Here is a 15,077-nt window from a genome sequence, read left to right as displayed (position 1 = left end):
GATCGAAACGACGGAAACCAGGGGTGGGTCCACTACGACAGTTCGTTGGAGGCTCCGAACGAGCTCAAAACGGCGTCCCTCTCACCGGAGAGCTCTCGACGAATATCGGTTCGGTCCCACCCGAGCGGTGAAAGCACGCTCTCGACCGCTCTGACCAGCTGCGTCTCGTAGTACGAGGCGTCGTAGGTCTCGATCTCCTCGTGGGCGAGGGCGACCCGGTCTCGCGAGGATTTCTCGTCGTCGACGACCACGTACTCGATATCCTGGCCCGGATGGACTGCCAGGTCCTGCTCGCGGGCTCGCTTCAAGGCCGCCACGTTCTGGGTATTCTGTGAGTAGCCTTCCAGCGGCTTGGAGACACGATTCCGCTCGATGAGCCGCTCCACTGCTACGTTGCCCGCCTGCAGTTCATCGATTGCTCGTTCGAGACGCCCGAGCACCGCATCCGGTGACCGCGTGGTATCGAGCCGGTCGAGACAGTCCCGCTGGACGTCCTCGATGAACGGCGGGGTCGAGCGCTGCCGGGCTTCGATGCCTCTGATCTTGAAGTCGTCGTCGCCGGCGACCTTCCCGAAGTACTTGGTTAGCGCGCCGGCGTCGCTCTCGCGCTGCGGTACGAACGCGACCCAGTCGTACTGAGCTTCGTGTTCGAGCCGAATCTCGACGCGTTCCGTAATTTCCGTCGCGAGCGTCTCGAGGTCCTCGCGGTCCTCGTCGTCGACGTCAGGGTCCGGCGTCACCCAGATCGAGTCGACGATGCCGTGGACGACCCGCCAGCCGCCAGCTTCCAGTCGCTGTTTCGCCGTCAGGAGAATCTCGCGAGCGAACGCGTTGATCGCCTCGTGGCACTCGATGCGGCCGAATTTCGCGTTGCTGAACCCCTGATAGCCGAAGCAGGCGACGAGGATCCACTTCAGCGCTCCCGACCGTCCCTCGAGTTCCGCCAGTCGGTCCTCGTCGGGGTCGTCCCGTTCCTTCTCGCGACGGATGGCCGCCTTGATCTCGTCGCGCGCGTCGATGATCGGTTGCAGCACGTCGACGAGGTAGCCCCGGTCGTTGCAGATCGAGTACCCGAGGCCGGGGACGTCGTCGCGGTCGCTGTGGCAGCTACACCGGATGACGTCCGGCGAGACGTTCCGGGTGCAGATGATGTTCGGATACAACGAGGAGAAGTCGAGTTCGTGGACGTTCTCGTGGAGGCCGACCTCGGGCGCGAAGATGAAGCCGCCGCGGTCGGCGTCGTGGAGCGTCCCCATCGGCTTGTAAAACTCGTGGCGCCAGGAGTTCCACGGGACGAGGACACCGCGGTCGTGGGCCTCGCAAATCTGGATCGCCGTGAGGACGTTCCCGATTGACGCCCACGCGAGCTCCTGGACGGGCTTTTTCGAGCGCGACACGAGGTCGAGGACGCCCTCGAGGTTCGTCTCCCCGTAGAAGAACGTGTTCGATTCGTCGATGATCGCCCGGCCGGGCACGTTGTACCGTGCCGGCGAGTGGCCGACGCGACCGTAGCTCGAGTACGTCGACCGGCTCGCGAGCTGCTGGTAGTCGACGTCCGGCCACCGACTCAGCGAGAAGTCGTCGACGCCGGCGTCCGTCGCCATCTCGTACAGGGTCGGGACGATCTCGCTCGTCGAGCAGACCAGCACGTCCGGATCGTGCGCGTCGAGCGCCCTCTGGACGGCGGTCAGGAGATCCGTCGGCGAGCCGGTAACAGTATCGCCGGCGACGGTCAACTCTCCGTAGACGTCGTTGTTCGTTTCGGTCACCGGAACGCTGAGCCGGAGCGTCGACAGCTCGCTCGCCGGCGTCGGATCGGCGCCGGTTTCCAGACAGTACCGGAACTCTCGCGAGAAGTCCACGTTGAAACAGGCGAGATCCCCGACTGGATAGTCCGACAGCTGGCGTGCCTGCCGGGCGAGTGGGGTGACGCGGTCGATGTGGGCGACGTCGACTGCGAGAACGGCCTCCTCGTCTCGTCGAAAGCCGGGGCGTCGCGCCACCAGTTCGGTCGCGACGACATCCGGGTGCTGGTCGTACACCGATTGGAGCGTCGTGAGGTCGATGTCGGACGCTGGGTCGCGAGCGGCGACGTAGAAGCGTGGGGTGTAGTCATCGCGCTCGGTCGCGACGGCGCCGTCGGCGGTTGCCTCCCACTCCAGGACGCGGCCGTCGTCCAGAAAGTCGATACTGAACGGCATCGTCACGGGTCCGCGTCCGGTGGGGCACTCTCCTGGTCATCGCTTGTTGCGACCGCGGCTTCGAGTTCCTCGAGGCGCTCTTCGTGATCGTCGAGGCGCCCCTCCTGTTCGAGATCGATGCTGAGCAGCGCCGGCAGCAGCGGGTTTTGGTGGTTCAACAGCCCGCTCGCGTCGGCGTGCTCGCGGGCGTACTCGAACAGCCGGTCGAAGCGCGGCTGGTCGCGACGCCGCAGTGCCCGGCGGAACTCCGCCCACCGCTCTTCGATGGCCCGGAGCGCATCCCGATACGTCGGGTTTGTGCGCCCCATCGCTATCGGCCTCCTGTCCCGGTCGCGGTCCACGCATCGAGCAAGGGGTCCGCAGTGGCCGCCACCGTCTCACCGTCAGCGGTGACGCCCGTTCCGACGCCCTCCGGGGTCGGCGTCGACGGCGCCGGCGTCGTCGGTTCCACGCCGACCTGCGTGGCGCGTGCCGCGAGCAGCTGCCGCCAGTACGCGAACGTCGTCTGGTAGTACGCGCCGTCGTCGACGGGATAGACGAGCGTCTCGAAGTCTTTGCCGACGACCCGTGGCCCCATCCGAGTCTGCTCGCACTCCAGGTGGTGGTCGGCGACCGTCGCGACTGACTCGGTGAATTCGTTTCGTTCGTTTCGCGTAACGAGCACCGGGATGTCGTACCCCTCGGCGTAGGTCGCCAACCGAGCGAGAGTTCGAGCCTGAAGGGTTCCCGCGTGGGTTTCGCCGAGGGTATCGTCGGCGCGGTACTGGACGTCGACGGCCGGCGCGACGATGAGGGCGGGGGTGTGGGGCGACGTGTCCTCGTCACGACTCGGTTCCCCTCGACCGGCCGTCCCGGCGTCAGTGGTGGACATCTGGATCGACTTGTTCACTGCCGTCGGGAGATCACAGACGGCGCCGTAGTGCTGGTAGGCGGTGAATCCGCGGGCGACGTGAATTCGGTTGAGCAACCGTTGACTGGGCGCGATCTGGGCGAGTGTCGTCGTCGTCGCGTGACCATTTGCGTCGACCCAGAAGGCGGGCCCGTCGTGCAGGAGGAGATGGTCGAGTACGAGCGACTGCAGGATCGGGACGCCGCGGCCTCCCTCGACATCAAGCAGCGTGATGCCGTCGTCGAGCTGCGGCAGCAACATCTCGTCCGTAGCTGGATCGGCCTGGTCAGCGAGGGACCGATTGCGGTCAGCGCCCCGTGTCGGCTGGTCCACCGCCAATCGGTTCGACGTTGAGTGTTCTCCCATACTCGATTAGTTGTCTACGTTCCCGATAAGCCGCGGCGTGTCGCTTCCGCGTTTCAGGAAACTCGATGTGATCCCCTCCAATCCCGGTACAGTCCCGAGTAGTCTCCGTTTGGATCCTGTTTCCGAGAATAGTTCCTGAATCGAGCGTACTTCGTGTTAACCAACACCCGGCCGTATTGACGGCGGTGTGTTGGTTAAACCTACCCAGCTGCAGTCTCGAGCCTGACTGCTCGGAATGTTAATGCTCAACGCCACGTTGGAAGAGGTGCTCTATGAGCTATCCACGAACCCACGTCGACCACCGAAACCCCGACCACCACGAGTCAATGCACCCAACTCGAAATATCGTGAACGCCCACGTTGTTGCCGGGGAATTCCTCACTTCGCGGTACCACGAGGCGTTTCAAACTGTTCTCCATCCCCTCGGCGAGTCTCTGGACACCAAAGACCAACATGCGCTCAACGACCTTGGCATCGTCCATGCTAATGGTTCCTTGAACGAGCTTTCCCCTATCGTTCGCACATACGTCAAACTCGATGAGTATTGGACACGCACCCATCGTACCGCGCTCAACGAACTATTCGCTGATCGACGTGCTCACGTCCTGAGTTGCTGTACGCGGTTCCTTTCTGAGTTCCCTCGACACACTCTTGAAGCCGAATCCGGCCATTCCGGAACTGCGCTGGATACTACCCTTGCTCCGCTTCTCGAGTGCGGATTTCTCTCGCACACAGATGATGAGAAAACCCCATACTCTGTTGATGAACACCACGCGCTATATCGACCGACTGAACGGCTCTTCGACGCACTTCTTGACCAAGCAGCTGTTCTCTGTGAGCTTCTGCCGCCGACCGAGCTCTAACAGCACGATTCAGAGCCGAAAGGCTCTGTAGAAAACGACTGCCTGCCGGAAGGGGTCATCATCGGCCGCACATCAACGGGAAGAACTACCGGACTGGGGCTATCGCCGCTGGAATAACCGAGGGGTATCTAGTCTCACTCCCCAACCATCCGATCAAACAGCGACCGACATCGCTCACCGTCGTCTGTGAAGGATTGATACCCAATCTGCGTGTCGACTAGGTGAGTGTAGGAGAGCCAGCCATCACAAATCTCGCCAACGTCGTAATACTCCTCATCCAGCCATTGCCCCATCGCAAAGCTCTGGTTGATCTGCTCCTCGCAGTATATTCCAAGAATCAGGACGGCATCCTCGGGAGCGCGATCGCGGGCCTCCTCAAACTTGCTCTTGAGCTTGCGATCGATGGAGTTCTGCGTGGTCTTCGGAAGCCCCCACCCGAAACCGTCGGACAGGGAATCAGCAAAGTCCGGCTTCGTCACCTCGATCCACACGTCTTCTTCTTCCGTCGTCAAGCGCAGATCAAAATCCTTCTCGCCAACACGCGCGTTCAACGAGACGCGTTCACGCCTGTATACTGTCCGCAGGTGATACAACAGCACGAGTTCCGCAAAGACGGAATTGATGCGGTCGACATCTTCCTTCCGCAGCTCGTTGAACCAGTCCTTCGTCGCGTCCGCCTCCTTGTCTACCACTGTTAGGCACTCATCGATCACCTCCAGATCGCGCCGTTTGAACTTCCCCAGAAGCCTCTCGCCCTGTACGTGGCCATCGCCAAGGAACTCGTCGATGTTCGGATAGCCTCGAGGTGACGGGTATAGCTGCGAGTGTCTGTAATCCGTAGCAAGGACACGCTCCCAGCCGAACGAGAAAAGCGTGTACGTGTAGTCGTTAACCTCGTCGGCCTCTGAAACGCTCAGAACCTCGCAGCCGAAGCGATGCGTCCGCCCTTCGGAATCCTCGTCGTGACGAACATGGACTACTTCACCGGGTTCATACGGCATCTCAGCCGGTTCCATTGGTAAGCGGAACGGGTTGCTGGTTTATAACCTCTGTAACTGTACTAACCGACCATCCCCAAATCTACCATTAAACGAGGGAGCAACAGAACCAGCCCTTCACATTTCCAGATACGTTGAAGACTCTCGCGGCCGGACCCGGATGTATGTGTGGCCGGAACTCGCTCTTCATCGACCAAGCAGACCTCGAGGCCCGCTTCGAAGCCGAGGTCGTCGCGGACGGCGGGTACACCCCCCGATACAATATCGCACCTGGCGACGACCTCCACATCATCACGAACGAGGCTTCCGACGAGATCGACGCCTACCACTGGGGGCTGATTCCGTTCTGGGCGGACGAACCAGAGGAGGGCATCATCAACGCTCGCTCCGAGACTGCCGACGAGAAACGCGTCTTCGAGCGGGCGTGGGAATCACGTCCCTGCCTCGTCCCCTCGTCAGGGTTCTACGAATGGAAATCGCCGAACGGCGGGTCGAAGCAGCCCTACCGGATTTACCGGGAGGACGACCCCGTATTCGCGATGGCCGGGCTCTGGGACGTCTGGGAGGGCGACGACGAGACGATCTCGTGCGTCACGATTCTCACGACGGAGCCGAACGACCTGATGAACTCAATCCACGACCGGATGCCGGTCGTCCTCCCGAAGGACGCTGAGTCCGACTGGCTCGCCGCAGACCCGGACACCCGCAAGGAACTGTGCCAGCCGTACCCGAAGGACAATCTGGACGCCTACGAGATTTCGACGCGGGTCAACAACCCCGGCAACGACGATCCCCCGGTCATCGAGCCACTGGACCACGAGCAATCGGGCCTCGGCGAGTTCAGTTCCTGATAGCTGACGGGGTCACCGTTACTGCATCGGCGACGCCGCCGCTGAATCGACGAGCGAGTACTCTCGGTCCCGACTCGTCCCTTCCGCCTCGAGGAGGTTGTACTGCTCCATTTTCGAGAGGTACGTGCGGATAGTCCGCTTCGTCCGCGGATCATCGACGTCCTCGGTATAGCGCTCGTGAATCTCGCTCGGCCCGACTGGGCCGTGCTCGCGAACGATGTCGTAGACGACGCGCTGGTGCGGCGTGAGCGAGTCGAGGCTCTTCTGCTTGATCTGGGCCCGTGCATCCTCGGCGGCGTCCAGGAGAATATCGTCGGTGATGCGCTCGTGGTTCTCGCGATCGGCCTTGCCGGCGGCCGTTCGGAGGATGCCGATTGCGAGGCGGGCGTCGCCGGCGGCCGCGTCGGCGATCCGGTAGAGCTGGTCGTCGGTGATGACATCCTCATCGAGTCCCCACTTCGCCCGCGCACTCAGGATGTCGTACAGCTGCTCGTCGTGGTACTTGTCCATCCGGACGTGTTCGCTGGAGCGCAGCCGGCTCACGAGGCGGTCGTCGACGCGGCTGAACAGCTCCTCTTCCTTGTTCGCGATACAGATGATCGCGAACTGCGGGAGGCTGTGGAGGTCGTAAATGACGCTGGGGTCCTCCAGTTGGTCGACCTCGTCGAGAATGACGACGGTCCGCGGGCCGTCATGCTGCTGGAGGCGGTCGACGAGTTCGTCATGCGGCGTCGACTGCCGGTGGATGTCGATGGTCGCGCCGAGGTCGTCGAGGATCTGGTAGAGCGTGCGGAACCGCGTGTAGTTGCGCCAGCAGTTGACGTAGGTGGTCTCGACGTCGAGGACCTCTTCCCGGAGTCGTTCGGTAACGAATTGCGAGATGCACGTCTTGCCGGCGCCGCTGGGGCCAGTGACGATGGCTGTGTCGGCGGGTTCACCGTTCGTGATGGGCTCGAGAACGCTAGAGAGGTGGTTGACTTCGGCGTCGCGATGCTCAACTTCCCGAGGGACGAACCCGGCGCGGAGAACGCGAGCATCGCGGATCATCTTTGCGTGATAGACTGGTTTTCTGGCTAGTGTTAAAAACGTGACCGGGTTGCTTCCGGAATCACTCCATTTGACGGCTTCATAGCTACCTCAATCACGGTGACGTCCGGCGGTTTTGTTTGTGGAAGATTCGTCCTTCCGGGAACTTCCGGAAAGCCCTCTGCCCCCCGAAAGTGCCTCTACTCTGTAGCTGGAAGTTGGGATAACCAGTTCAGGACAGTTTGCTCTGCATCGTCAATGTCTGAGACTGAGTTCGTCCCCCCGAGGAGATTTTTCACACTCTCACTCGTTACAGCTGGTTCTACAACAGTCGCTTGTTTGGCTTCGGCGACCCGACTACTTCGGGTAACAGACGATCCACTCTCTCCACGCTGACCACAGACGAACTCCACATTATCGACTTCTGTTGGGGCAGCTTCGCGGACGAGCGCTTCGAATAGTGGATCTCCAGGTAGGAGCAGCCGAATCGACGGGAACTGCTCAGCAATCTCTGGGTTGAACGTCACAACAACACCGCTACCCCCTCCAAGCTCTGCCTGAGCTGTCTCTCCGAGCGACTCCGGCATTGCTACTGCATCCTCCTCTGGCAGTTCCAGAACGTATGCATCGTCGACGATATCTTCGAAGTCGTCGGCGCGGTCATGGTTCCGGAGGGCAGTAAACGACCATTCTGTCTCTTCGAGGCGGTCGCTTTGCGTAAGTTGTGTCTCGATCGTCTCTAAGCTCACCAACGGTTCATACGACCGATCACCGGTCCCGATCTCATCCAATGCGGGATAGCAATAGGGTTCCCACCCGTCAAGCCCGGAACTCTCGATTATCGCCTCTTTCGTCGATACCTCTTCTGGCTCATCTGCTAGCCCGGTCTCCTCGGCTTTCTCCTGGGCACGTTTTGCCCGTGAGTCCGCTTCTTCGACGACTTGTTCACTGGGCCCTCTGGTGTCCTCCGACCCGGAACTACCCATAACGGCGTCTTTGATGTCCTGCTCGATGCTGTTCAGTACCGGACGCATCGGCCCAACCACGTTCTCGAACAGCTTCAACCGCCCCTCCAGTTCCTCGTAGATGTCGCCGTCGATGCTGTCCTTGTAGGCGTAGTTGATGATCTTCACCACCTCGTTTTTCTGGCCAATACGGTCGATTCGACCGATGCGTTGTTCAACCCGCATTGGATTCCACGGCAAATCGAAATTGATCAGCGCATCCGCGGTTTGGAGGTTCAGCCCCTCACTCGCGCTGTCTGTACAGATCAGGATATTGGTGTCCCCGTCAGTGAAATCCCGCTTGATCGCCTCTTTACCGACGTTCTCCCACTCTCCGGATGTTTCGTCGTACTGCATCCCGCCACCACCACTGTACGTACCGACGTTCGGATGTGTGTCTGTCAGCGTCTCCCGGATATGCTCGAGGGTATCCTGATACTGCGTGAAGATGATGATGTTATCACGGGCGCTCTGACGGAGTGAGCGAATGTCGCGGCGCAGCTGCGCTACCTTCGGGTCGGTGTGGGCCTGCCTGAGATCGTCCACGAACTCTTGGAGGGCCTTCCGCTCCGCCTGAATCACGTCAGCCGCGCCCCGACTACTCGGCTGATAGGCGTCGAGGGATGCTTGGCCGATCGCCTCGTCGATGGTCGCCTCCGTAACTCCGGCGTCCCTACTAAGCTCGGAGACCTCCTCTGTCATGTCCTCAACCTTCTCGTCGAGTTTCTCCATCCGTCGCTGGAGGCTCTGCTTGATGGCGTGTAGACTGCTCGTCAGGCGTTGACGATACGTGGTCATCACGAAGCCCAACGCGAGCTTCTCCTTCCCTGTCAGGATTTTCTGCGACTGCTTATACGTCTCATCAATATACTGCTCTACCTGATCGTACAGCGGGGCTGCGTCACCCAGCTCGATACGTTTTGTCTCGACTTCCCGAGTCGGAACCGTGTCGTCGAGCAGCCCGAGATCCTGACACTGCTCCAAGACCGCTCGAGTATTCCGGAAGATGCGGGACTGAACCGGTGTCGCCCACTGAGAAGCCTCCACTAGTGCGCTCCACTCCGTTGGTCCACAGTCGAAAATGAGCGAGCGCGGATCGTCAAAGCGGGGTGAGGTTTCTCGCACCCCGACGAGTTTCTCGAGGGCTTTCCGCTGCTGAATCGACTCCGTGTCCGTCGCCTGGACTAGCGCCTTCGCCTGCTCGTCGTAGCCGGGATTCGATGTGAGATGTTCGTGAATGAGTTTCCCGAACCGTTCAATTCTTGGTCGGCCTTCGTCCTCCTCCAGATCGAGCTCTTTCTGGAACTGTTGGAGAACCTGTTGCTGTCCATCGGCTATATTCTGATAGCGAGAGCCGACGGTACTGAGGCTATCTTCGAGTGCTTGCCGTGTTTCGAAGAACTCGACGAATCGGTCCTTATCGTCCCAACCCTCTGGGAGATCGCATAGCCGAAGGAGATCGTAGAGCTCGCCAACATTCAGCTGCATGGGAGTCGCCGTGAGAGCGTAGAGACACCGGGAGGCCTCTTCGGCCTGTCCGAGCAGGTCGTAGAGTTTCGTCTCCTCGCGAGCACTGTGTGCCTCGTCGACGACTGTGAGGTCCCACACATTCTCGTCGATGCGTGGGGCGACGTGTCCCTGATTACCTTCGCGGCGGGCGGTATGCCACGACTCGATCACGACGGTTGGCTCATCTCTATCCGTAACGAACGAACCAATCGGCGTGTTCTCCCAGGCATCGGCATCGACCGCTCCGGATGTGGGGATACGGTGATCCTCTGCGTCTCCGAGAGGACCGATCATGTAATCACCGTCGTAGGACCGTTCGTGATAGTAGGCGTGGATATTGAAGCGGTCGAGGAGTTCGTTCTGCCACTGCTGGACCAACCCTGCAGGAACCAGAAACAGCGCCTGCTCAGCCTCTCCGACCTGCATCAGCCGTGAGAGGGTCAGGCCAGCCTCTATGGTTTTGCCGAGCCCCACCTCGTCACAGAACAGGAGGTTGTTCGGGTAGATACTGACCGCAGTATCGGAGATCGTTCGCTGATGCGGCCAGGGCGTGACAGTACTGATCTCCTCTGCGAGATGGATTCCTCCCGGTGTCCGTCCGGCGACCGAGACGACGCCAGCGGTATCGTCTTCGGGCACCGTCGTCTGGGGGTCGTGATTCTGGACTCGCTCGACGTGTTCCTCGAGCGTTCCATCGGTGTCCTTCCAGTCGATGAGGTTCTGGCGTGCAGCTTCGTCGAGCTCGAAGACATCGACGGAGGGGTGGAAGCCGTTCCAGAGTGCGTTGAACGTCGAGACGTCTTCCTCGACATACTTCGCCTCGCCACGGCTCCAGGAGCGATGAACTTTGAAGCGTTCGTAGTTGTACTGCCACGCACTGAGCGTCTCGTTGATACTCCCCTCGAAGCTGATCTTGTTGCCCTCGCGATCGACACCGATGCCGAGCTTCGGGTGGAAGAGCCCGTCACCGCCTTTGGGGTCGCCGACCTTGATTTGGAGGTCGCCGCGGTCAAGGAGGGTAGCGATGATGGTGAGTTGGGACTCAACCCACGGTTCGAGGGGTTCATCTGCGTCAGGGAACATCGCTCCCTTCTCGCGCTTCTGGAGGTCGGCTCCAGCGATAACACGTACTGTTCCATCAGTCTCGAGGAGGGAGTCAACCCCTTCGAGAGCGTGCGCCAGACTACGTAAACTCAGATAGCCGGCGAGCCGGTCGTAGCGGATGACCTCGTTGAGGAATGGCCGGTAGAACGTCTCCATGAGCGTCCGGTTGGTCCGGAACTCGCTCTCGTACACCGGCTCCCACGAGACGTCCCTGAGGGTCATTTATTCGAACTCGTTGAGTGCTGCCTGGTTATCTTCGTCGTCCTCCCCTCGAACGTTGAGATTGATGTTACTGATATCGATATCGAGGTATTCGCCCGTGCGCCCCGAGAGTATATCTCGAAGGGTTTCCGCAGTTTCGTGTTCTTGGGGAAGCACCTCAAGGAGAGCGGTGACGGTGGTCCGGAACCGCTCGTCATTCTTCAGACCACGATCGGATAGCCACTCCCAGGCAGCTTCTGGACCTTTGGTTTCGTAGACGTGGATGGCAGAATGGACTGCATCGATGCCGTGACTGAAGCGTTCATCAGTCGGGTTTACGGGATATTTGCGGCTGGAGACGTCTTCTCCGTTTTCGACACGAACGATGTCCTGTACTCGATTGCTGTGGGTTTTGAGCTGGACATCACCACTGCTTTTCCCCCAGATTTTGGTGTCCCGTTTCACGTCGTCGATGTTGACACCGACGCCGATTCCGAGCTGTCGAGCCTCGTCATAGGGCATTGTGTCTGTTTCGTAAATTAGCCAGGAGAGGACGTACCAGCGCGTCAGCCCGTCAAGATCGTCGAATCCTTTCGTGTCCAGATACCGCTCGGCGAGAACTTCCGCGACGGCGTCGCGGGCGGCTGAAAGTGCGTCGCGGGGCGGGACTTCCTCCCCCTTCTTATCCACGACGGGGTAGTTATCGGCGAAGACGCGTAGAGTTGGACCGAACGCTGCGATAATCGTGTCCGTCTTGGTGAGGCTTAGACCGGAGTCCAGAAGCTCTCGTGCAGCTTTCTTTGCTTCGGACCGCGTCTCCGATTTCACATCATCCCAGAGCGTCGCCCCGCCTGTATCTTCCTTCTCGTGCAACGGTTTCCGCCCCGTAAGGAGGATTGTGCTGTCAGCACTCTGGCTCCCGCGCATCACGACGCGGTTTGGCATTTCACTTGTGATCGGGTGTGTCGCGGTAATTGTGAACCCGGCTTCGATGAGCGACATCGACAGCGTATCCCAGGCGTCGGTCTCCTTATGTGTGAACATAATTGTCAGGACGCCGCCGGGCTCAAGAGTCTGGTAGAGTTCAGAGAAGATTTCTGCCATCTTCTCTTCGTAGTCCTCTTTTGCGAGTTGCTTCTTTGACTTCTCACCTTCCAGTCCTTCGAATCTGGAGGTATTCGCAACAGCTTCGTCAGACTTGTTGGTTAGTTCTGAGGTGAAGAACTCGGGGTGGACGTCGCTCAAGTACGCCTTCTGCAAGACGTAGAAGCCATCTGCGAGTTGGGCGTACATGACGCTATCATAGTATGGGGGGTCAACGACTGCAGCTTGGACAGAACCCTCTCCGACTTTCGACGTGAGATCAGCTGCATCCCCACAGTACACCTCTGCTGCGTCTCGGCCCGCAGCCATCTCAACGAGCTCCTCGTAACAGTCGATCACCTTCCGCGAGGTATCTTCGTACCCCATCGTTTCAGAGACTAAATTGTTGTCGCAGAACACTCGACGGAACGAGTAGTTGTGAGACATGAACATATTCGCAGGATATCCTCTTCCTGTGTCCCACGGAGACATTCGAGAGTTCCGATCAATCATCTTACTGGCAGAGATCGTAAGGATCGTCAGGATGGCCTCTGCCTCGCGTGTATCGTATTCCTCACGAATCTCCTCAGCGCATTCTCGAAATGCGTTACAGTACTCGTAATGGGAGACCAGCTGACGCGGATTGAAGATATCTCGCCATTCCTCCATCCCGTAGGTCGCCGGATCAGTGATACGACTACTCACTTCGACCTTTTCGGACAGAAAAGTGAGCAGCTCGAAGTCGGATTCGATACGCTCTTCGGCGCGCTTGAGGGCTTGCTGGTCGAGGTCGTCACCCGCCCGATACCCTGAACCACCACGGGGATCGTCGTACTTGACACCGTAAATCTGGTATTCGAACTCGCCGTTCTTAAGCAGCTCCCGAGTCTCTTCGTACTCGGTAATCACACCACAGTGGGGGCATTCTACGTCCGAGCGCGATACTGTACCCTCCGACGGATCGAAGTCAGTGTTCGAGTTCTCTGTGAGCTCAACGCATTCATACGACACGTCCCCGTTCTCGTAGTGTGGTTTGATCGCGACGCCTTCGCCGGCGCTACGCTTGTGGAGCCACCACTTCGGCATCAACGGGACCGTCCCAGCACAGGACTCACACTGAATGTGGTACGTACAGGCCGATGCCAGCACTTCACGGCCATCCCGCTTCGTAGGGTACAGATCGTCGAGCTCCTCGCTCGCCTTCTTTTGGATTCGGTCGCGCCATTTGTAGAGGTCATCTTCGAGCGATCCGACCTCCGGCGCGTACTCCAACATCACCTTCAGGATCACCGACGGGACGGGATTCAGCTCATTCGCGATGGTGGGCAAGTCGTAGCGGATGGACTCGAAGGGAATCACTCCGCCACCAGCAGTCGCATCTAGAACGGTCGGTAATTCGCCATCCCAGGTCTCTCGCAACGAGGTATGTAGATCTGCCAGCTCGTCTTCGGTCGGAGACTGTGTGAACGGTCTCGGATAGCCGTACCACTCGCCGAGTGTCCCGTCACGCTGTCCTTCAGTCGTCTTGCGCTCTTGAACGTACTCGCTGATGTTCTCTTCTAGACCGTCTGGCCCGATCTGCATCAGCGACAGCAGTTCATCCGCACTCGTTCCCTCCTCCATTACCGATCCAAGAATCGCCAGACGAGCCGCAGGGGTGGGGCGGCGAGCGAACCACGGGTGGATGTACCGGTGCGGCGGCATGTGCTTCGGATTCGCTTCCTTGAGATTCTCAATCCCTACTGCCTTCAGGGGAAGTTCGCCCTCGATTGCCAGCGAGGTGTACTCGTCGTCAGATTCAGGTTCGGTCTCGGATGTCGTGTGGGAGTCGCTCATAATATCGAAATCTTGTTAGATGTGGTCGGCGAGCAAAACGCGAAGTGCTTTCGTACCGCTGGGCGAGGACGGCGAGCGAGCCTTGGCGTGCCAGTAGTAGCACTCACCCAGACTCATCTGGTCGATTCCCTTTGCGACTTCACGGAGACGGTCCCGGCGTCGCATCGGCTTCATCGCACGGAACGCGATCGAAAGCCGAACACCGGCCGCTTCGGGGAGACTGACGCTTGCGGGGTCGCCTGTACAGACGGTCTCGGGATCAAGACTCAGCTCACGGAAGGTGGATTCGATGAGGAAACTAACCTCGTTGAACGCCCCGCCGCGTAACGTCGCGATACGAATCGCACACCAGTCATCCCAATCGTACGCTGCGTCATCTGCCCCGGGGAGTTCGGACGGAGAACGGTCGCCGATAATGGCCTCCTCCAGTTCACGTACTGAGACGCTTACCGCTTTTTGCACTCTCTCGAACCGTTCTCGTCGAGCCGTCGCGATATCACGGGGCGCCAGCTCGTAGAGCGTGATTTCGTGCTGGTCGTCGACCCGATCACGCGTCAACACGAACGTCGGTCGATTCCCGTACGCGCCGGTGGTGAAGGCGAACGAATTCCCCTCGGCGATGCCCTGGCTCATACTTGGGTCACCTCGCTGGATTCGATCACACGGATCTGCGTGTGCATCGTGACGGTGAATGCGTTGTCGACCGCGAGGAGCTCGTCCAGGAGGTCGAAGGTGTCGCCATAGAGACGGTCATCGCCCTCGTCGAACTCAATCGCGAACTCGGCTTCAGCGGTACGACCGCCATCCGGATTCGCGAGATCTTCCGGCTCCATGTTGAATCGGAGGTGGCTTGCGAAGACCTCCGGGCGTCCATTGAAATCGACTTCGAACTCCGATTTCGAGTCGGCTCCGTCGTTGGCCTCATAATCGAAGTCCATCGTCGTGTCCTCTGCGAAATCCTCATCGTTGCTGAGTTTGTTCGCAGTGAACCACGCGCCCTTCCACGCATCGGCCCCGTCCAGATGAATCCAGACGCCTTCGACGATGGGCGTCAGTTCGTCAGGGTGTCCGTCGTACTCCTCGCGAGCGCTGGTAAGTTCGTCCGCGATGTCAGCCCGCATTTCCTGCAGGGCCCGAGAGACGTGT

At 59.7% G+C, this 15,077-nt stretch carries 10 protein-coding genes and 1 pseudogene; 2 read left to right on the top strand and 9 right to left on the bottom strand.

Annotation, left to right across the window (positions count from 1 at the left end; translation table 11 throughout):
• Positions 1-32: 32 nt before the first annotated feature.
• From ACT3HL_RS15025 to ACT3HL_RS15015, 3 genes are read right to left on the bottom strand one after another with little or no spacing between them, the layout of a single operon-like run.
• Entirely contained in the window at positions 33-2,201 is a 2,169-nt protein-coding gene (locus ACT3HL_RS15025; RefSeq protein WP_445087592.1) for a type B DNA-directed DNA polymerase, read from the bottom strand.
• A gap of 2 nt (positions 2,202-2,203) precedes the next feature.
• Positions 2,204-2,509, bottom strand: a complete 306-nt coding sequence (locus tag ACT3HL_RS15020; RefSeq protein ID WP_445087591.1) for a hypothetical protein — start codon at positions 2,507-2,509, stop codon at positions 2,204-2,206.
• Positions 2,510-2,511: 2 nt separating this feature from the next.
• Complete coding sequence (locus ACT3HL_RS15015) at positions 2,512-3,456, bottom strand: hypothetical protein (RefSeq protein WP_445087590.1); 945 nt, start codon at positions 3,454-3,456, stop codon at positions 2,512-2,514.
• Between the two features lie 272 nt (positions 3,457-3,728).
• Here ACT3HL_RS15015 and ACT3HL_RS15010 point away from each other — a divergent pair, with 272 nt between their 5' ends.
• Positions 3,729-4,319: a hypothetical protein gene (locus tag ACT3HL_RS15010; RefSeq protein WP_445087589.1), complete on the top strand. Its 591-nt coding sequence runs from the start codon at positions 3,729-3,731 to the stop codon at positions 4,317-4,319.
• Positions 4,320-4,453: 134 nt separating this feature from the next.
• On the opposite strand, the gene ACT3HL_RS15005 is transcribed toward ACT3HL_RS15010, so the two are convergent.
• Positions 4,454-5,335, bottom strand: a complete 882-nt coding sequence (locus ACT3HL_RS15005) for a hypothetical protein (protein ID WP_445087588.1) — start codon at positions 5,333-5,335, stop codon at positions 4,454-4,456.
• 146 nt (positions 5,336-5,481) lie between these two features.
• Between ACT3HL_RS15005 and ACT3HL_RS15000 the strand changes: the two genes are divergently transcribed.
• Entirely contained in the window at positions 5,482-6,168 is a 687-nt protein-coding gene (locus ACT3HL_RS15000; protein ID WP_445087587.1) for an SOS response-associated peptidase family protein, read from the top strand.
• Positions 6,169-6,186: 18 nt separating this feature from the next.
• On the opposite strand, the gene ACT3HL_RS14995 is transcribed toward ACT3HL_RS15000, so the two are convergent.
• The 5 genes and pseudogenes from ACT3HL_RS14995 to ACT3HL_RS14975 form a co-directional block, all read right to left on the bottom strand.
• Complete coding sequence (locus tag ACT3HL_RS14995; protein ID WP_092635360.1) at positions 6,187-7,215, bottom strand: Cdc6/Cdc18 family protein; 1,029 nt, start codon at positions 7,213-7,215, stop codon at positions 6,187-6,189.
• Between the two features lie 179 nt (positions 7,216-7,394).
• On the bottom strand, positions 7,395-11,033 hold the full coding sequence (locus ACT3HL_RS14990; protein ID WP_445087586.1) for a helicase-related protein: 3,639 nt from the start codon (positions 11,031-11,033) through the stop codon (positions 7,395-7,397).
• On the bottom strand, positions 11,034-13,931 hold the full coding sequence (locus ACT3HL_RS14985; RefSeq protein WP_445087585.1) for a DUF1156 domain-containing protein: 2,898 nt from the start codon (positions 13,929-13,931) through the stop codon (positions 11,034-11,036).
• 15 nt (positions 13,932-13,946) lie between these two features.
• Positions 13,947-14,564: a DUF7680 family protein gene (locus tag ACT3HL_RS14980; protein WP_435065412.1), complete on the bottom strand. Its 618-nt coding sequence runs from the start codon at positions 14,562-14,564 to the stop codon at positions 13,947-13,949.
• Positions 14,561-15,077, bottom strand: a pseudogene (locus ACT3HL_RS14975) (ATP-binding protein); the annotation flags it as partial. The gene ACT3HL_RS14980 and the pseudogene ACT3HL_RS14975, both read right to left, overlap by 4 nt.

Source organism: Halobellus sp. GM3 (genome assembly GCF_052545375.1).
Note: the sequence above shows the minus strand (reverse complement) of the source record. Positions and strands in the feature narration are given on the sequence as shown.